Below are 18878 nucleotides of genomic sequence, written 5' to 3'. Positions count from 1 at the left end.
TCCTCACCCGCGCGGCGCCTCGGCGTGCGGACGGGAGGTGGTGTCAGCCCTCGATCTCCTTGATCCCGAGTTCGATGCGGTCGAGTGCGAGAGCGAGCGATGCCATGTCGGTGGCGAACGAGAGCCTCAGCCGGCCCTCGCCGCCGGGTCCGTACTCGGCACCGGCGCGGAGGGAGACGCCGCGGGCGGCGAACTCGAGGCGCATGTCCTCCGAGGGCCGGTCCTGCGGGTACGAGAAGAAGGTGTAGAAGGCACCCTGCGGGATCGTGTGTTGCACGCCCGGGATCTGTGCGAGGCGTTCGGAGACGAAGTCACGGCGCTTGCGGAACGCATCGACCATGTCGGCGTAGGCGCCGGTACCCATGTGGAGGGCGGTGATCGCGGCGCGCTGGGCGGCGGAGTTCACCCCGGAGTTCATCGTCCGATGCATGAAGAGCAGGCCCGGGACGAGCTCCGAGGGCGCTGCCACGTATCCGAGGCGCCAGCCGGTCATCGCGTAGGTCTTCGAGAAGGTCTGCACGTACAGGGTGCGCTCGGCCAGGCCCGGTACCGCGAGCGCCGAGGTGAACGGAGCGTCGAAGGAGAACTTCTCGTACGCCTCGTCCGAGAGCAGCAGGGTGTCCGTGCCGTCGAGCACGGTGGCGAGGCGTTCGAGGTCGGCCTTCGGGAACACCGCTCCCGTAGGGTTCCCCGGGTTGCAGATGACGAGGAGACGCGCGCCCGGGAGCTTCTGCTCGAGGAGGTCGAAATCGAGTTGGTTGTCGACGGTGAGGGGGACGAAATCGACGACGCCGCCGGCGAGTTCGACGACATCGGCGTAGAGGGAGTACGTGGGCTCGGGCACGACGACGCGGTCGCCGGGGGAGAGGACCGCGAAGATCGCCGCCATGAGACCCGCCGAACCGCCGTGGGTGACGAGGACGTCCGCAGCGGTGAAGTCCACGGCGGAGGACTCCGAGAGCTGCGAGGCGAGAAGAGCGCGGAGCTCGGGATCGCCCTGGGGGTCGGGGTAGTGCGTGTACCCGGAGCGGAGAGCGTCGGCCATCGAGTCGATGATCCGGGCGGGGGTGTCGAAGTCCGGTTCGCCCTTCGAGACGTCGACGAGGTCGTCGACCGGCGGCACCGGCCGGCCCCGCAACGAGGTCGCGCGGATGTGTTCGATGGTCGTGTTCATGGCGAAGAGGCCCACGGATGTCTCCTGGTCGGGGATCGAGGTGAGGTGATGAGTGCGGTGTCACCCTATCGAAGGAACAATGACGGGCCTGTTACGGTTCCGGTAGTGCGCCGACGGCGCGGAACAGGCCGGCGAAGGAGCTGATCATGGCAGAGCCCACACTCGTGGCACACGACGTCGAGGTCGTGAACAACACCGACCACGAGCGTTTCGAACTGTGGATCCCGGGGGCCGAACGCCGGTTCGTCGGCTTCCTCGGATACCGCGCCATCGCCCCGGGCGTGTACGAGGTGCTCCACACCGTCATCGGTGAGGCCTACGGTCGGCAGGGTTACGCGCGCACGCTCGTGACGAAGTTCCTCGAGATCCTGCGGAGTCGGGGAGCACACATCGTGCCGACCTGCACGTACGTCCAGGACTACCTCGAGCGGTTCCCGCAGTACGACGACGTCGTGCAGCCGCGCCACTGAACCGACGCATCGGAGAACCTGCACGCAGCACGGAACCCCCGGGACGTCCTGTCCCGGGGGTTCCGTGTGTTCTCGATCTCCTGCGACGTCCCGTCGTGCCTGCCCGTTTCCCCGACGTTCAGGTCCGCACGTGAGTGCCGCGATGGAGGGGAGAGCGTGTCAGTCGATGACGCGGATGAAGGTCGCTCCCCGATCGGTCATCCAGCTGTACGACCGCTCGGAGGTGTTCGTGCGGGACGAGCCGGCGTCGATCATGTAGCCCTTGCGGTCGGAGACGATTCCGATGTGTCCGGGGACGTAGACGAGGTCGCCCGGTTTCGCCTCGGACTCGGAGATCCGGTAGCCCGCAGAGGCCTGGGCGGCGGAGTTGCGCGGCATGTCGATCCCGTGCTTGCCGAGGACGTGGGCGACGAAGCCGGAGCAGTCCCAGCCGCTCGGGCTCGTGCCGCCCCACACGTAGGGGACGCCGATGTACGAACGTGCCGTCGAGACGATGTCCTCGCGGAGGGACTCCTCGGAGGATTCGCCGACGATCTGCGTGCCGCCCTCGAAGGTCTGGCGGAAACGACCGTCGTCGAGGGTGATCATGGCGCCGGTCGGGTAACCCCAGGAACCGTTCTCGGAGCCCTGCGCCTGCCATTCCTGCAGCATGAGGCCGGTGATCGCGTGGGCGCCGGTGGAGGGGCTCCAGTGGATGTAACCGTTCTCGAAGTGCTGGTAGCAGCCGCCGTTCTTCAGGCCGCAGACCTGGGAGGCCTTCGGGTTCCCGAGGACCCCCGAGGCACCGTCGTTCCACAGCCACGAGGAGCGGATGGCGCCGTAGAGGCTGGCGGTCGTGCCGTCGTGCCAGCTCATCCACTCGCCGTTCTCGAACTCCTGCGTGCAGACGTCGTCGGTGCAGGATCGTTCGGCGACCGGGTAGCCGAGTGCGCTGTTCTCCGAGCCGGCGCGCGTCCAGGCGTCACCGATGAGTCCGTAGGTGGCATGGGCGCCGGTGGACTCCGACCAGTGGAGGTGGCCCTCCTCGAAGGTCTGGTAGCAGCCGCCGCCGGTGAGGCCGCAGTGGAGCACTCCGGTCGGGTAGCCGAGCGGGCTGTTCTCCGCTCCGAGTCCCTTCCAGGCGTCGTACATCGTGCCGCGGATGGCCCAGGTGCCGGAGGGCGAGGAGTAGATCGCGCCCTTCTCGAAGGTCTGGACGGCACCGCCGTCGGCGAGGCCGGACTGAACCCCGGACGTCGGGAGGCCGAGAGGCCCGGTCTCCCCGTCGAGGGCGTTCCACGCCGCGAGGTAGTCGCCGGTGACGGTGTGGCCGTTCCACGTCTTCGGCTCCGCGGGCTTCGGGGCCTCGGTGGTGGGGGCCGTCGTGGGCTCCGCCGGGGGAGCCGTGGTCCCGGTGGGGGTGGGCTTCGCCGACGGTGACGGCGGCGTCGAGGTCGCGGGCGCCTCGGGGGTCTTCGACGGAGTCGGAGTGGGCTTCGGTGCGGGTGCTTCGGTGGTGGGCTCCGCGGGTGAGGCGGTCGGTGCCTGGAGATCGATGGCGTGTCCGGACAGTGAGGCCGGTGCGGCATGTGCCGCGGTGCCCACGAACGTACTGACTCCGAGAGCCAGGACCAGGGCTGCTGCGGCGCGGTGTCGCGCCGCCGAGAAGGGCAGCTTGCGGGTATACATTTTTCCCCCTCCGCTCCAGGGAAGTCATAGGAGCGACGATGAATGAATGGCTGCACCGCGCAGCCGAATGGGGGAAGACGCTGCGCAGCGTCGTTCGGTGTTCCCGATCTTAGAGTGAAGTCACAGTTTTGTCACATATCAATGAAAACGTTACTCACCCTCGGGCGTGTCGGGACGTGCGAGCGCGGGGGGATTTGGTACCTGCACATGTCATGCGTGCTCGTGAATGACGAGAGCCCCGTTCCGAAGAACGAGGCTCTCGAATGATGCTCCCCCGACTGGGCTCGAACCAGTGACCCTTCGATTAACAGTCGAATGCTCTGCCAACTGAGCTACGGAGGAATATTGTGTTGTCGCTGCCCGGTGATTCCGATCGGGGAAACGCTGTGCTCGAAAGCTCTGCTCGAAAGCTCCGCGCTTTCCCCTCGACCTCGCCGGCCAACGAGGAAATACTCTAGCAAGGCTTTCGCTCCGGCATCAAATCGAGAACCGGAGACGTGCATCACAGAATGTCCCGGATGCGGTCGCATCGTTCCTGGTGGGGCCGGAAGCTCGGGCGAGGACCCGACACGGGTGGGGTTCACCCCCGGTGCCGGTGGAGGGCATCCCGACGGTCGCCTCGGGCCCACCGCCGGATTCCCTTCCGGCATGCGGTCGCGCGGGCGCGTCTCGGTAGACTGCGGGGGTGATTCTCGCGATCGTCCTGGCCGTCGTGTGTGCGGTGGCCCTGGCCTACGGGGCCATGCTGCAGCACCACGGTGTGAGCGCGGCCTCCGCTGCGGACACACGCTCCGCCGCGCGGTTCCGGCTCGCGCACGTCCGGTCGCTCCTGCGGTCCCCGGCCTGGGTGGGCGGACTCCTCGTCACCGGTCTCGGGATGGCCGCGAACATCATCGCTCTCGCGATCGCCCCGGTCATGGTGGTCCAACCCATCGGTGCGATCTCCCTCGTCGTCTCCATCCTCCTCGCCGTCCGGCACCGGAGTCTCGCGGTGAGCCGCCGGATGGTGATCGCCGTGGTGCTGTGCATCGGGGGAGTCGCGGCCTTCGTCCTCATCTCCGCGCTCAACGCCCGCGCCGAGGTCCAGGACGGCACGGAGGCACTCGTCGTCGGGTGGCTCGGCCTCGGTCTCGCGGTGGTCTGCGTCCTCGTGACGGGCCTGTGGCGACACCCTCCCCAACTGCTCCTCATCGCGGGCGCCGGGGTGCTCTTCGCCTGCGTGGCGACGAACATGCACATCGTGAGCTTCCAGTTCCTCTCCGGAGGGTTGCCCGCGGTCACCTGGTCGAACGTCGTCTCCCTCGTCGTGAGCGGGATCGTCGGATCCGTGTACGTGCAGTCCGCGTACGGGGCCGGCCCTCCGGAGATGGTCATCGCCGGCCTCACGGTCGTGGATCCGATCGTCGCGGTCGTGCTCGGTGCACTCGTCCTCGGGGAGGCTGCGGGGACCGCGTGGCCGCTCGTCGCTGCGATGGGTCTCACGGGAATCGTCGCCTGTGCGGGTGTCGTTGTATTGTCCCGATATCACCCCGACGTCACCGTTCGGGCCGGTCGGAACCACGAGTAGGAACGACAGGAAGGTACATGGCCCAGACGGACCGTCTCACCCTCTGCATCCCCGCCGAGACCTACCTCCCGGAGGTCAACGGAGCCGCCACGTTCGCGGCCCGGCTGGCGGAGGGACTCGCCCGGCGCGGGCACGAGGTGCATGTCATCGCCCCCTCGCCCACCGGCAACCCCGGGTACGCGAACGAGGACGGGGTGCATGTCCATCGGGTCCGGGCCCACCGGTGGTATCCGCATCCGACGTGGACGATCTGCTTCCCGTGGGAGACCCGGCCCGAGATGTCGCGACTGCTCGACGACATCCGACCCGATGTCGTCCACACGCAGGCCCATTTCGTCATCGGCCGGTTCGCGTTCTCCCTCGCCCACGCCCGCGGGATCCCCGTCGTCGCGACGAACCACTTCATGCCCGACAACGTGCGGCCGTACGTCCGGGCACCGAAGTCCCTCGTCGACGCCGGTGCCGCCGCCGCGTGGTGGGACCTCCGCCGGATCTTCGAAGCCGCCGATCACATCACCGTCCCCACCCAGCTCGCCGCCGATCTCCTCACGGAGAACGGCTTCCGTGCCCCGGTGCAGGCGGTGTCGTGCGGCATCGACCTCTCCCACTTCCGGGAATCCGCACCCGAGGCGCCGCACGGTTCCGGGGAGCAGGCCGCCGGAGGCCCGGCCGCCGGCGAGGCCCCTGAGCACGACCGTCCCACCGTCCTCTTCGTCGGCCGGCTCTCGAAGGAGAAGCACATCGAGGACATCGTCGGTGCCCTCGCGCTCACCGATCCGGCGCTCGACCTCCACCTCGAGGTCGTCGGGGCGGGGGACCAGGACACGCTCATCCGTGAGCGGGCCGCCGAACTCGGGGTCGCGGACCGCGTCCGTCTCCTCGGCAAGGTGAGTGCGGAGGATCTCGTCCGGGCGTATCACCGGGCGACGTTCTTCTGCATGCCCGGCACCGCGGAGCTGCAGAGCATCGCGACACTCGAGGCGCTGGCCTCGGGCACGCCCGTCGTCCTCGCCGACGCAGTGGCGCTGCCGCACCTGTGCCGGGACGGGGAGAACGGCTATCTCGTCGAACCGCGCAATACGGAGAAGTACGCGGAAGCGTTCACGAAGATCCTCACCGCATCCGACCAGGAGCGTGCGGCGATGGGGAGGGCGGCACGGGCCGTCGCCGCGACCCACGACATCGAATACACGCTCGACACCTTCGAGGGCATCTACCGCGAGGTCCTCGCACGCTGTCAGCGCTGAGCGGGTCCCTCACCGCTCGGTCCGCACCTCGGTCCGGGTGATTCCTCACCCCACGGGACGGAAGACGGTGGGTTCCCGCTGCATCCGTGCGAGGTCGAACTCCATGAGGGCGTGGTCGACGCCGGTCCACGGGCCGAACCCGAGTGAGCTGCCGATCCACGCCCACACGTCGAATCCCCGGTCCCGGAGTTCTGCGAGCGTGACCGCTCCGTCGCGTTTCGCCAGGCGGGCGCCGCTCGGACCGAGGACGAGGGGCACGTGCACGTACGCGGGGACCGCGAACCCGAGCAATCGGGTGAGGTGTGCCTGGCGGGGCGCGCTGGACGCGAGGTCATCGCCCCGGACGACCTCGTCGACGCCCGCGAGGCCGTCGTCGAGCACGGCGGCGAAGTTGTACGCGAAGACCCCGTCCCCGCGCCGCAGGACGAAGTCATCGACCGGTGCGGTCACCTCCCCGAGGACCCGGTCGTGGACGGTCTCGGAACGGCCGTCGGTCCGGAGCCGCAGCGCCGGAACCCGGCCCTGCGCGTGCAGGCGTGCGCGCTCGGTGGCGCGGGACGCCTCGGGCAGGTCCCGGCAGGTCCCCGGATAGGCGCCCGGGGGCATGTGCGGAGCGGTCGCGGCCTGCTGGATGTCCTTCCGCGAGCAGTAACACTCGTACACGAGGCCCTGCGCCGCGAGCAGGGCGAGGTGTTCCTCGTAGATCCCCGTCCGCGTGCTCTGCGACCACACGGGCGGATCGATGGTGATCCCCAGGGACTCGACATCGGATCGCTGTCGCTCGGCTGCGCCCGGCTGTACACGGTCGAGATCCTCGCTGCGCCACAGGAACCGCCGCCCGGACTGCGCGGCGCAGAGGAACGCGAGAACCGCCGTCCGCACGTTGCCCAGGTGGAGGTCTCCGCTCGGGCTGGGCGCGTAGCGGCCGGCGCCGGGGGTGATCCGTGGGGAGGGCATGCTCCGATTCTATGAGGGTCCCCGCGGAGGCCTCCGCGGGGACCGGTCCCGTTCCCGGCCCGTGTCGGGAGTCACCGGTGGGCGTGTTGGCAGGCTCACCTGCACGGGTGTAGGTATGGACGAGTGATGCAGACGGATGCGCCCGAGGCGATGACAGACACCCAGAAGAGAATTCTCCTCGTCGTCCTCGTTCCGTTGTTCATGTCCCTGTTGAGCGTGTCGATCGTGAATGTCGTCCTGCCGGCGCTCCAGGGGTCGCTCGGTGCGAGTACGACCGCTCTGCAGTGGGTGCTCACCGGGTACACGCTCTCCTTCGGCATGGTGCTCGTCGCTGCCGGCCGCGCCGGTGACCTCTTCGGCCCCGGGCGGATCTTCTTCGTCGGTCTCGTGCTGTTCGCCCTCGGTTCGCTCGGTGCCGGGCTCGCCCCCGATCCGTTGTTCCTCAACATCGCCCGCGTCGTCATGGGCTTCGGTTCCGGCCTGCTCAGCCCGCCGACGGTCGGGCTCATTCAGCAGTACTTCCGCGGTGGACAGCGGGCGCGGGCCTTCGGCGCCTTCGGTTCCGTCGTCGGGGTGTCCGTGGCGATCGGCCCGGTGCTCGGCGGTGTGTTCATCGCACTGCTCGGCGATGCATGGGGCTGGCGGGTCGCCTTCCTCGTGAACGTGCCGATCGCGATCGCGGCGATGATCACCGCCTTCGTGTGGTTCCCGCGCAGTGCCTGGTTCCCGTTCCCCTCGGAGACGCCGGGTGGACAGGCGGTGGCCCCGACGGCCGGAGCGACGGAGGCCGGGGCCGGAGGCACCGCGGGTGCGCGGGGCACCTCCGCGGGTTCCGGCGCCTCGGCGGCGGCATCGGGACGGAAGGCCCGACCCGACTTCGACCCGATCGGGACGGTGATCCTCGCCGCGGCGACCCTCGCGGTGATGATGCCGTTCCTCGAACGGAGCGCCGGGGCCTGGATTTACGCTCTGTTGCCCGTCGGTGTCGTCCTCGTCGTCGTCTGGGTGTGGTGGGAGAGCCGCTACAAGCGGCGGGGCGGTACACCCATGGTCGATCTCGTCCTCTTCCGTACCCGCTCGTTCGCGAACGGCGCGCTCCTCGTCGCCCTCTACTTCATGGGTGCGACGAGCATCTGGGTGATCCTCGCGCTCTACATGCAGAGCGGTCACGGCATGTCGGCCCTCGCGGTCGGTCTGATCGGACTGCCCTCGGCGATCGCTTCGGCGGTCTCCGCGATGGCCTCCGGGCGGTACGTCATGCGGATCGGCAGGCCGCTCGTCCTCCTCGGGGTCGTCGTCGCGGTCCTCGGGATGGCCTCGAGCATCCTCGTCATCGTGCTCTTCGAACACGGACGCGCGAGCATCTGGTGGTTGCTCCTCACCCTCACATTCATCGGGCTCGCCCAGGGCATGGTCATCAGCCCGAACCAGACCCTCACCCTCGTGAAGGTCCCGATCGCCTATGCGGGCTCCGCCGGCGGCATCATGCAGACGGGGCAGCGGGTCGGGACCGCGATCGGGATCGCGGTGATCTCCGCGCTCTTCTTCGTCGTCCAGGGGCACGCCGGTTGGGGAGCCGGCATCGTGTACGCCTATGTCGCGGTGGCCGCGATCATGGTCCTCGCCGGGATCGTCGGTTTCGTCGACTGGCGGCAGGGCAGGCGAGCGGACCACTGACCGTCGTTCCGGCGCGTCCCGGGGACGGTCCCCGGTGTACTGCCGGTGGTGTAAGGGCGTGAAATGGTCCTGCACGCTCGGTGAAACCGCCCTGGCACCGGGTGGAAACCTCGGTATGTTGGTCTGGAACACAGGTGTCCACGGCCGTTCCGTGGTCCCCGGAGGCTCGCCAGGAGGATTCCATGACCGAGACGACAGACCCCCGTTCGACGTCCGGCGCGGACACGGGCTCCGGTGCGGGTGGCGCGACGGGTGACCGGGGCGCACTTCCGCCCTGGGCCGCGGTCGTCCTCGACATGGACGGCGTCGTCACGGACACCGCGTCCGTGCACGCCCAGGCGTGGAAGCTCCTCTTCGACGAGTTCCTCGCGGACCCCGAGGTCGAGCTCGGGCCGAACGTCGATCTGAGCCCCTTCGAGCTGCCGAGCGACTACCGGCGCTACGTCGACGGCCGCCCGCGTGAGGACGGGGTCCGGACCTTCCTCACCGCGCGCGGGATCTTCCTGCCCGAGGGCGACGACGACGATCCACCGGGTGCGCACACCGTCCACGGTCTCGCCCTGCGCAAGAACACGTACTTCACCGAGATCGTCGAACGCGAGGGCGTCACGGTGTTCCCCGGCACGGTGGGTCTCATCCGCCGGCTGCGGCGCGGTGGGATCCCGACCGGGCTCGTGACCTCGAGCCGGAACGCGCACGAGATCCTCGACCGTGCCGCCATCACCGATCTCTTCGACGTCGTCGTCGACGGCAGTTACGCCCGGGAGCACGGACTTCCGGGCAAACCGGACCCTGCGACCTTCCTCGAGGCCGCCAGACTCCTCGGCAGCGAGCCCGCGGACGTCGCAGTCCTCGAGGACGCCTCGTCCGGGGTCCAGGCAGCCCGGACCGGGGGCTTCGGTCTCGTCGTCGGTATCGCGCGAGAGGCCAACCGCACCGAACTCGAGGCAGCCGGCGCCCACCTCGTCGTCGGCGACGCCACCGAGCTCGACCTCGGTGACGTGCGTGACGATCCCTGGGAACTCGCCTTCGAGGGGTTCGACCCGCAGCACGAGGGGCGCCGGGAGGCCCTCACGACACTCGCGAACGGGTACATGTCGGTCCGCGGTGCCGCCCCCGAAGCGCCCATCGGTTCGGGCCACTACCCGGGCTCGTACATGGCCGGGGTGTTCAATCGCCTCACCTCGCACGTGAACGGGCGGGACATCGAACACGAGTCGATGGTGAACCTGCCCCGATGGGCCCTGTGCGACATCCGTTTCGACGACGGCCGGTGGTGGTCCGACGGCGGATTCCGGGTCGTCTCGGAGAGCCGGACCCTGAGCTTCGCGAACGGGGTGCTCACGCGCACGGCGGAGATCGTCGATCCGGCGGACCGCCGGTTGCGGATCACCCAGCAGCGCCTCGTGTCGATGGACAAGCACCACGTCGCCGCGATGCTCACGGAGATCACCCCGATCGGGTACTCGGGGATGCTCCACGTCCGCACCGGTGTCGACATGGACGTCGTCAACGACAACGTCGCCGAGTACGAACAGCTCGCGAAGGACCACATCGAGAAACGCGCTGCGCTCGTGCGGCCCGACGGCACCCTCGTCGTCGAGGTGGAGACGACGCAGAGCCATGTGCGCATCGGGATCGCCCAGCACTCCTCGCTCACCCAGGAGCCCACCCACCAGGCGGCGCCCTACGTCTACGACGCCTCCCACGCGTACTCGGTGAGCACGGTCGAGGAGGACCGGGCGATCTACCGCGAGTTCGCGGTGCCCGTCGAGAGCGGGTACTCGATCAGCGTCGACACGACCACCGCGATAGTGAACTCGCGCGACTCCGCGATCACCTCGGTCCGGGAGGGCGTGGCCCGCCAGATCGAGTGGCTGCCCGAGGTCGGGTTCCACGCCCTGCTCGGGGGACACGCCTCGGCGGTGCAGCGCCTGTGGGAACGCTTCGACGTGGCCGTCGATGCGGACGCACAGACCCAGCTCATCATCCATCTCCACACCTTCCACCTGCTCCAGTCGCTGTCCCCGCACACCGTGTACGTCGATGCGGGAACCCCTGCGCGGGGCCTGCACGGCGAGGGGTACCGGGGGCACATCTTCTGGGACGAACTGTTCGTCCTGCCCCTGCTCAACCTCCGCCTGCCGGAGATCTCCAAGGCCCTCCTGCTGTACCGGTGGCGGCGGCTCGACTCCGCGCGGCACAACGCGCGGCTCGCCGGACACCGGGGGGCGATGTTCCCGTGGCAGTCCGGATCGGACGGGCGCGAGGAGACGCCCATCGAGCTGTACAACCCGCGCTCCCGGCGGTGGATGCCGGACAATTCGCGACGGCAGTTCCACGTCGGTCTGTCGATCGCGTACAACGCCTGGCAGCACTACCGCGCGACCGCGGACACGAGCTGGCTCGCCGGTCCCGGCGGTGAACTCCTCATCGAGGTCGTGCGTCTGTTCGCCTCGTTGTCGACCTACGACGCGACGATGGACCGGTTCCACATCCGGAACGTCATGGGCCCGGACGAGTTCCACGACGGTTACCCCGGTACCCCCGGGTCGGGGATCGACGACAACGCGTACACGAACGTGCTCACGGCATGGGTGTGCCGACACGCGGTCGAGATCTTCCGGGTGCTGTCCTCGCACGAGGCCGAGGACCTCATCTTCCGGCTCGGCATCCAGCCGGCGGAGATCACCCACTGGGGGCGGCTGGCCGCACGGCTGTACGTCCCGTTCAACTCCGACGGGGTGATCTCCCAGTTCGAGGGGTACGACGAGCTCCGGGAGCTCGACTGGGCCCGTTACCGCCGCACCTACGGCAACATCGGCCGGATGGACCTCATCATGGAGTCCGAGGGCGATTCGACGAACGAGTACAAGCTCTCGAAACAGGCCGACGTGAATATGCTCTTCTTCCTCCTCGGCCCCGAGGGGGTCGTGAAGGAGCTGCGGCGCCTCGGCTACGAGTTCACCCAGGACCAGGTCGAACGCACGATCGAGTACTACGTGCAGCGGTCGACGAACGGTTCGACGCTCTCGAACGTCGTGAATGCCGGGGTGCTCGCGTCGATCGGACGCGAGGAGGCGTGGGATGCGTGGCAGAACGCGCTCGTCGCCGACATCAACGACACCCAGTGGGGCACCACGCAGGAGGGGATCCACCTCGGTGCGATGGCGGGAACGGTCGATGTCATCATCCGCGCCTTCGCCGGCGTCGTGCTCCGGTTCGACAAGATCGAGTTCCGCCCCCGGGTCCCCGAACGGATCGGGTCCGTCCGGTTCCGGGTGCTCTTCCAGGAACACCTCATCGAGGTCCGGGTCGATCGGACGGAGATCGTCCTGCGCTCCCGCTCGCACGAGACGAACCGGGTGAAGGTGCAGGTGTTCGAGGAGCAGCGGTACCTCGAGGGCGGTGCCATGCTCACCTTCCCGTTGCCCGCACCGGAGTCACCGGTGGAGTTCGGGACGCACACGGCCGACGGGAATGAGGCCGAGGCCGGCCCCGAGGACCCCGCGACGGACCCGTCCGACAACCGCGGAGTGTGACCTCTGCCGGACCCGGACGCGGACCGATGTGAAAGACTGGTCCCGACCACCGGACACGGACCTGCAGGAGGAATCCGGAGATGACGACGGATACCGACCCGACCGCGGGCGTCGACCTCGAGAGACTCGTGCGCAACGGGCTCGTGGAGACGTACTTCGCGCCCGTCGTCGATCTCGCCACCGGTGGTCCCGCGGGATTCCGTGTCGAGCACGCGAATCGGGAGGAGCACTTCCCGGGCCCGGACTCGGTCGCGCGGCTGCGTCACGTCCTCCGGGAGTCACCGACGTCGGGTGATCTCGACGCCTCACTCCGGGCTCTCGGTCTGCGCGCCGCCGAGGCGCTCGGCATCGAGGGTCGCACGCGACTGTTCCTCACGGCGGAGCCGGAGTCCCTCGTCACCCTCGAGGACCGGACGGACGATCCGGAACGGTCGATCATCCTGCAACTCGACCCCTCGACCATCCGGGAATCGCCGGCGACGGTCCTGCGCTCGGTCCGGCAGGCGCGCGCACTCGGGTGGGGGATCGGCATCAAGTCCGTCGGTCCGGACCTCGCGACCGCAGCCTTCCTCCCGCTCATCAACCCATCGGTCGTCGCCCTCGACAAGGCAGTGCTCGACATCAAGGATCCGGCACTCCTCGCCGAGCTCATCCGGATCCTCCACGCCCACACCGAGCGGACCGGCGCCGTCATCCTCGCGGAGGGGGTGCGGGACGACGACGATCTCGTGACCGTTCGCGCACTCGGTGCCCGCCTCGTCACCGGTCCGATGTTCGGGGAGGCGACGCCGCACCCGGAGCCGTCGGACCCGCCGCGGGAGGACGCCCTCGCCGATCACTTCACGCGCAATCTGCCCGTGCAGGGAACGCCGTTCTCGAACTCGCAGGGCCTCAAGCGTGATCCCCTCGTCATGGACGAGGAGATGCTCCGCGCACAGCTCGCCTCGCTCGGGGACCGGGCGCTCGACGCGGGCCGCTCGGCCATCGCGATCGGGGTGTTCGCGTGCCTCGAGCAGCTGTCGGAGTCGACCTACGACAGGTTCGTCCGGCTGCGGGACTCCGCCGGGTTCACCGCACTGTTCTCGGGGGAGTGGCAGTCGAGCCCGATCGACGGCGTGCGTTCGGGGCCGCTCGACGCCTCGGACCCCCTGCGCGACGAGTACGCGATGATCGTCGTCGGGCCCGACTGGTCGGCGATGGTCGCGGCGGACCGCCGGGTGGACCTCGGGCCGGACGGCCGGACCGAGTTCGACGTCTACGTGACGACGGAGCGCTACACCGTCGTGGACGCCGCGCGCAGCGTCCTCACCCGCATCAGCGACTGAGCCCTCCTGTCCCGATTCGGGCGTCGGGACGGTGCCGGAACGGCCGCGGCGCCTCGGCTGTGAATCCTGTCCCGCACCTCCCAGCGGGGTCGGGTCAGCCTCGCAGGTCGACCCCGGTGCGGTCGCGGAGGTCCTCGAGTGTGTTGTCGCCGAAGAGCTCACGGACGTGGAAGGCGCCGTCGGCCACGTCGAAGATGCCGTGGTCGGTGTAGACACGGTTCACGCACCCGACACCGGTGAGGGGGTACGTGCAGGCGTCGACGAGTTTGCTCTCGCCCTTCTTCGTGAAGAGGTCCGTCATGACGAAGACCTGCTTCGCACCGGTGGCGAGGTCCATCGCACCACCGACGGCGGGGATCGCACCGGGAGCTCCCGTGGACCAGTTCGCGAGGTCGCCGGTCGCGGAGACCTGGAACGCCCCGAGCACACAGACGTCGAGGTGGCCACCCCGCATCATCGCGAAGGAATCGGCGTGGTGGAAGTAGGCCGCTCCGGCGGGGGCGACGACGGGCTGCTTACCGGCATTGATGAGATCCGGATCGATCCGGTCGGGGGACTCCGGGGCACCGCCCATCCCGAGCATGCCGTTCTCGGTGTGGAGGACGATCTCCTTGTCGCCGATGTGGTCCGCGACGAGGGTGGGCGCCCCGATGCCGAGGTTGACGTAGGCGCCCTCGGGGATGTCGGCCGCGATGAGCGCGGCGAGCGCGGGACGGTCGATGCGGGTGCTCATCGGGCGGTCTCCTCGGTGGTGCCGGCGGTGGATGCGGTGTCCGCGAGAGGGCGGCCCTCGATGTCGACGCCGCCGATGAAGGAACCGTCGGTGTCGAGCCACGGCCGGCGTCCGACGGCGACGATGCGATCGGTGAAGATGCCGGGCGTGACGACCGCCTCGGGGTCGAGTGCACCGAGTTCGACGATCTCGTCGACCTGGACGACGGTGGTCGTGGCGGCGGTCGCCATGACGGGGCCGAAGTTCCGGGCCGTCTCCCGGTAGACGACGTTGCCCCAGCGGTCGGCCTCGAGCCCGCTCACGAGGGCGAAGTCGGCGCGGATGGGGAACTCGAGCGCGTAGTCGCGGCCGTCGATGGTGCGGATCTCCTTGCCCGCGGCGAGCTCGGTCCCGACGCCGGTGCGGGAGTAGAAACCGCCGATCCCGGCACCGGCTGCGCGGATCCGTTCGGCGAGGTTGCCCTGGGGGACGAGTTCGAGCTCGATCTGCCCGGACCGGTAGAGCTCGTCGAACACCCAGGAGTCGGACTGGCGGGGGAAGGAACAGATGATCTTCCGGACGCGCTTCTGCGCGAGGAGGGCGGCGAGCCCGGTGTCCCCGTTGCCGGCGTTGTTGTTGACGATGGTGAGGTCCTGGGCGCCCTGGTCGATGAGGGCGTCGATGAGGTCGACGGGCTGGCCGGCACGGCCGAATCCGCCGATCATGACGGTGTCGCCGTCGGAGATGCCGGCGACGGCATCCTCGACGGTAGCGACGGTCTTGTCGATCATGTGAGTGGGGTCTCCTCGGCCGGGTACCCGTTCACATTAGTCGTCGTCCCGAAACGGGACCAGTATCGAGGGCGTCTCGCGGATTCCGCAACATCCGGCGTTCGGTGTCGTCGATCGTGCGGAGAAAGGGCCGGGAACCGCACGAACGGCGACAATCAGGGTGGTGTACGTACTTCCGGCCGCGGAAGCAGCCGCTCGAACTGCCCCAACCTCCGAGGTTCCGACGAGGTGCACGCCGGCCCGACCGTCACCCGCGGCAGCGGTGTCGGCTGCGCGAAGCTCCTTCGACCACCTCGGATCGCGAACGGGTGCGATTGCCGCTGTTGAGGTCGCGATTGACAGTGGGGTTTCCGCGAGAAAGCGCGGACAATCGCAATCTCACCCGGCTCACCTCGCGGAATCGCGATCGATGCACGGCCCGGCTCATGCGGGGACGAGGATTGCGAAGACGGGCCGGGCCGGGCCGCCTGTGGGTGGGATCCTGTTGTCAACTGTGCGATCCGGCACGATCCAGCGGCCTGAGATCGTGCCGAAGTGCGCATCTGATTCCCTCCACCGAGGGTCACATGGGGGAACGGCGCGGAAAACCGTCGCGAGGACGGCCACGGGAATCGGCAAGGCCGGGGCCGCCGGACCCGGTGACATGCCCGGGCTGTACACCGTTCGGCCTGTCACTCACGATCATCCGCACAGGAAGAAGTCCCGAGGCACCGTCGGAACGATGTCTCGGGACTTCACGCTCGTGCCCCCGGTGGGGCTTGAACCCACGACCCAAGGATTATGAGGCTAATCGTAATGAGGATAAGAACCCTGAAAACAAGCGGTTCTAACGGCATCGTGGCCGGTCTCGGTTATACCAAAGTCATACCGACCCTCCGAATGCCTCCGTCATTCCATCGGTGAACGAGTCGAGATCGTCCTCGAATAGGTGCGCGTAGACGCGCATCGTGAATCCCGGATCGGAGTGTCCGAGTTGCCGCTGGATCACGTGCGGGGTCGCACCCTGAGCGGCTGCGATCGAGGCATAAGTATGCCTGAGGTCGTGGTTCCGGAAGGCATCGGAGAAGTCCCGGTCGTCCCGTCGGAGGGTATACGGGCGGTCGGCATCCTCGAGGGCGAGCGCCGCCCTCGTGTCCGGGTCGGCTACTCCCGTCGGTTCGATGTCGTGGTCTCGCTGCCATGCGGCGAGCGCCTTCTCCGTCTCCGGGCCGAACCAAGCGAGCCCCTCGTCGTGTTCCATGATGCCGAGCGCGGACTGTAGCCGCGCGACGGCGGACGAGGCGAGCATGACGGCGGGGATCGTGTGCCGTTTCGTGAAATTGGAATGGTCGAGGGGGAACCAATACAGGCCGGGGTCGCCGTCCCGTTTCCAATTGGGCCGGCGAGACTTCTCCGGCTTGGTCGTGAACAGGTGATCCTCCGGTTCCTTGCCGACGGTGCGCGCCGTGGCAATGTCCACGGCTTGTTGTGTCAGGGCGATGACTCGTCCCTTGCCGTTCTTCGGTGCCTTCACTCGTCCGGCGACTCGTGAGCGCGCGACCGTGGCGCGCTTGCGGTGGAGGCTGATGTCCTTCACCTTCAACTCTGCAAGCTCTCCGATCCTGAGGCCGGTCATGCCGGCGAACAGGAACACGTCGGAGACGTTCGGGTCGGCACACTGTGCGAGCCGCCCGAGCTGACGGGCGGTGATGGGTATCTGACGTTTGCCGTCGGTTCCCGTCGGAATGCCGTCGTAGTCGTCAATGGGATTGCGTGGCATCCATCCGCGTTTCACTGCCCAACGGAGCATCCGTGAGGCTTGTCGGAGCGCCTTGGCGCGTGCCCTCGGTTGCACGCGGCCCCCGCGTTGGTTGGTGTCTGCGGTCATCTTCGATTGCCACTGTTCGATCGTGCGGGCGTTCACCCTCTCGAGGAGGTGGAGGCCGATGTACGGCGATACGCCGTTCTTGTGGATCGACTTGTAGTCCCTGAGGGTCGTGTAGGCGACGCCGGTGCGGTTAGTGCCGCCGGCGGTTTCGAGGTACTCGACCCAATCGGCGAAAAGCTCATCGACGTTCTTAGCCTTCGCGGCCTTGGCGTCATAGGTGACGCCGGCGCGTTTCTGTTCTCGGTACTGGTCCCAGAATGCTTGCGCATCGGACTTCTTCTGAAACTTCTTCTGTGCCCGACGACCGTCGGGAGTCATGTAGTGGACTTTCCATGCTGCGGTGCCCGGCTTGTAGGTGGGGCTCTTCCTGAGGTCAACGACTGCCATGCGACCAATGGTATGCCGGTATAACGAGTTGTTACCCCGGCGGTCCGCTAGACCAAGAACTTTTCCTGTGGACAGAATGTCCCGTGTGCCCTGTGTTCGCGGGGTAGTTAAGTCCCTCGTCCCTGTGGACAAGGGCAATCGATTGGCATCGTCTCCCCGCAATTACACTGGTGCAACACACCATCTAGGGGTAGCCTGTACTACGTACACAGCTCCTCGTGGTACATTGCCCCGCCTTGAGTGGCGTAGGGCTTCACGGTGTTTCTGTGTCGATGCCTCCTCCTGACATGCACGCGGCGACCTGAGGGCCGGTCTGGGGTCGGGAGTCGAGGAGATAGATGGCGGCGCTGCCGCCTGTCCTTGTCACTCTCACGAGAAAGAACACCACTATGCCCAATTCACCTACGGCCCTCACTCCCTCCGTCGTCGATGAACACGCCGCTGCCGAGTACATCGGCGTTTCCGTCGGGTGGCTGCGGAACAATCGGCGTTCCGCCGTGACGCCGCCGTTCCTCAAGTACGGCGGAAAGCTCGTCCGGTATCGAGTCGCGGACCTCGACCGCTGGATCGACGCACAGCTCGTCACCGCGTGAGCGGCGAGCTGAACGAGCCGCTGCCGAGGATGATCGTTCACCCTCCAACCGAGGAACACACCGAGCGCGCGAACGCGCTTTGGATCGAGACGGGCGTGCCGCTCGTGGAGTATCACGTCCCCGCTGCAATCGGTGATGCACTCCGACGGGTCGAGGGCATGAACGTCTCCCCGATGCGCACCCTCTCCGAGGTGCGCGGAGAGTATTTCGGGCTCGTCAATGCCACGGACCACGACCTGACACCGGCACAGCTGCGGACGCTGAGCGTCCTCGTGTTCTCTCTGTCCTCGTTGGACGAGGAGACGGGGGAGTCTCTCGTCATCACGGCGACGGTCGAGGCAATGGCCAATGCGATCGGGAAGAACGAGCGGAGCACCCAAAAGGACATCGCCGCACTTCGCGAGGCTGGATTCCTCACCGCCGTTCGATACGGCGGCCTCGAGGGAAGTCTCCACGTTGCGACGACATGGAGCTTCACGACTCCGCTCCTGGGAGAGTCGTTCGACCTCGAGCACGCGGTGCTCTCGTGGTTCCATCACCGCGACGTCACCGCTGGGCGTGAGTACCGGCGGGATGTTCTCGAAACCCTCCGAGCTGCCGGCGCGCACGATCCGATCGTGCCGGCGCGGTTCCCTGAGGACGTCACGACCGAGGTCGAGGCTGCGGCCTTCGCATCCCGACTGTGGGAAGTGAACAAGCCGATCCGCATCGTCGGAACCCCCGACGAGTACCTCGACCTCTGAGGCGAACACGAGGCGATTCCTTCGGGGTGGCCGGCGCGTCCGGCCGCCCCGAGGGGGAGGGTGTCCTTCTTGGACGTACTTCTATATAGACCTCTTACGAGGCTCCCTCGAGGTCGCCTATACCCAATGGAGAAGAGATCGAGGGGGTTGTTCAAACC

At 67.9% G+C, this 18878-nt stretch carries 14 protein-coding genes and 1 tRNA gene; 8 read left to right on the top strand and 7 right to left on the bottom strand.

Translation table 11 applies throughout. The annotated features are described in order from the left end of the window. Positions 1–43 precede the first annotated feature (43 nt). Complete coding sequence (locus ABD172_RS10445) at positions 44–1189, bottom strand: pyridoxal phosphate-dependent aminotransferase (RefSeq protein WP_344309384.1); 1146 nt, start codon at positions 1187–1189, stop codon at positions 44–46. A gap of 131 nt (positions 1190–1320) precedes the next feature. On the opposite strand from ABD172_RS10445, the gene ABD172_RS10440 reads away from it, so the two are divergent. Continuing rightward, positions 1321–1644 carry a GNAT family N-acetyltransferase gene (locus ABD172_RS10440; RefSeq protein ID WP_344309382.1) on the top strand — a complete coding sequence of 108 codons (324 nt, stop codon included), beginning with the start codon at positions 1321–1323 and terminating at the stop codon, positions 1642–1644. 159 nt (positions 1645–1803) lie between these two features. Here ABD172_RS10440 and ABD172_RS10435 read toward each other — a convergent pair whose 3' ends face one another. Together ABD172_RS10435 and ABD172_RS10430 are read right to left on the bottom strand one after the other, a co-directional pair. Then, positions 1804–3312, bottom strand: a complete 1509-nt coding sequence (locus ABD172_RS10435) for an NlpC/P60 family protein (RefSeq protein WP_344309380.1) — start codon at positions 3310–3312, stop codon at positions 1804–1806. Between the two features lie 269 nt (positions 3313–3581). Next, a tRNA-Asn gene (locus ABD172_RS10430) sits at positions 3582–3654 on the bottom strand. A gap of 343 nt (positions 3655–3997) precedes the next feature. Between ABD172_RS10430 and ABD172_RS10425 the strand changes: the two genes are divergently transcribed. Together ABD172_RS10425 and ABD172_RS10420 are read left to right on the top strand one after the other, a co-directional pair. Next, positions 3998–4879, top strand: coding sequence for a DMT family transporter (locus ABD172_RS10425; protein WP_344309378.1), 882 nt, complete (start codon positions 3998–4000; stop codon positions 4877–4879). A 17-nt stretch (positions 4880–4896) separates the two neighbouring features. Beyond that, the gene (locus tag ABD172_RS10420; protein ID WP_344309376.1) at positions 4897–6126 is read left to right on the top strand and encodes a glycosyltransferase; all 1230 of its coding nucleotides are present in this window, start codon (positions 4897–4899) and stop codon (positions 6124–6126) included. A gap of 45 nt (positions 6127–6171) precedes the next feature. On the opposite strand, the gene gluQRS is transcribed toward ABD172_RS10420, so the two are convergent. Then, positions 6172–7083 carry a tRNA glutamyl-Q(34) synthetase GluQRS gene (gene gluQRS / locus ABD172_RS10415; protein ID WP_344309374.1) on the bottom strand — a complete coding sequence of 304 codons (912 nt, stop codon included), beginning with the start codon at positions 7081–7083 and terminating at the stop codon, positions 6172–6174. Positions 7084–7209: 126 nt separating this feature from the next. Here gluQRS and ABD172_RS10410 point away from each other — a divergent pair, with 126 nt between their 5' ends. The 3 genes from ABD172_RS10410 (at position 7210) to ABD172_RS10400 (ending at position 13627) form a co-directional block, all read left to right on the top strand. After that, positions 7210–8760, top strand: coding sequence for an MFS transporter (locus ABD172_RS10410; RefSeq protein WP_344309372.1), 1551 nt, complete (start codon positions 7210–7212; stop codon positions 8758–8760). A gap of 182 nt (positions 8761–8942) precedes the next feature. Continuing rightward, positions 8943–12302, top strand: a complete 3360-nt coding sequence (locus tag ABD172_RS10405; protein WP_344309370.1) for a beta-phosphoglucomutase family hydrolase — start codon at positions 8943–8945, stop codon at positions 12300–12302. A gap of 80 nt (positions 12303–12382) precedes the next feature. Beyond that, on the top strand, positions 12383–13627 hold the full coding sequence (locus tag ABD172_RS10400) for an EAL domain-containing protein (RefSeq protein WP_344309368.1): 1245 nt from the start codon (positions 12383–12385) through the stop codon (positions 13625–13627). 94 nt (positions 13628–13721) lie between these two features. Here the strand turns inward: ABD172_RS10400 and ABD172_RS10395 are convergent, their stop codons facing one another. The 3 genes from ABD172_RS10395 to ABD172_RS10385 all read right to left on the bottom strand — a co-directional run bounded on the left by ABD172_RS10395 (position 13722) and on the right by ABD172_RS10385 (position 17315). Then, positions 13722–14360, bottom strand: a complete 639-nt coding sequence (locus ABD172_RS10395) for a 3-oxoacid CoA-transferase subunit B (RefSeq protein WP_344309366.1) — start codon at positions 14358–14360, stop codon at positions 13722–13724. Continuing rightward, positions 14357–15130 carry a 3-oxoacid CoA-transferase subunit A gene (locus ABD172_RS10390; RefSeq protein WP_344309365.1) on the bottom strand — a complete coding sequence of 258 codons (774 nt, stop codon included), beginning with the start codon at positions 15128–15130 and terminating at the stop codon, positions 14357–14359. The genes ABD172_RS10395 and ABD172_RS10390 overlap by 4 nt, the downstream gene beginning before the upstream one ends. Positions 15131–15992: 862 nt before the next feature. Next, on the bottom strand, positions 15993–17315 hold the full coding sequence (locus tag ABD172_RS10385) for a tyrosine-type recombinase/integrase (RefSeq protein ID WP_344309363.1): 1323 nt from the start codon (positions 17313–17315) through the stop codon (positions 15993–15995). Between the two features lie 458 nt (positions 17316–17773). Between ABD172_RS10385 and ABD172_RS10380 the strand changes: the two genes are divergently transcribed. Next, entirely contained in the window at positions 17774–17977 is a 204-nt protein-coding gene (locus tag ABD172_RS10380; RefSeq protein ID WP_344309362.1) for a helix-turn-helix transcriptional regulator, read from the top strand. 158 nt (positions 17978–18135) lie between these two features. Next, positions 18136–18720, top strand: coding sequence for a hypothetical protein (locus ABD172_RS10375; protein ID WP_344309360.1), 585 nt, complete (start codon positions 18136–18138; stop codon positions 18718–18720). The last annotated feature ends 158 nt before the right edge of the window (positions 18721–18878 follow it).

Source organism: Brevibacterium samyangense (genome assembly GCF_039529845.1).
GTDB classification, from domain to species: Bacteria; Actinomycetota; Actinomycetes; order Actinomycetales; family Brevibacteriaceae; genus Brevibacterium; species Brevibacterium samyangense.
This window is presented reverse-complemented; position numbering and strand designations above follow the sequence as displayed.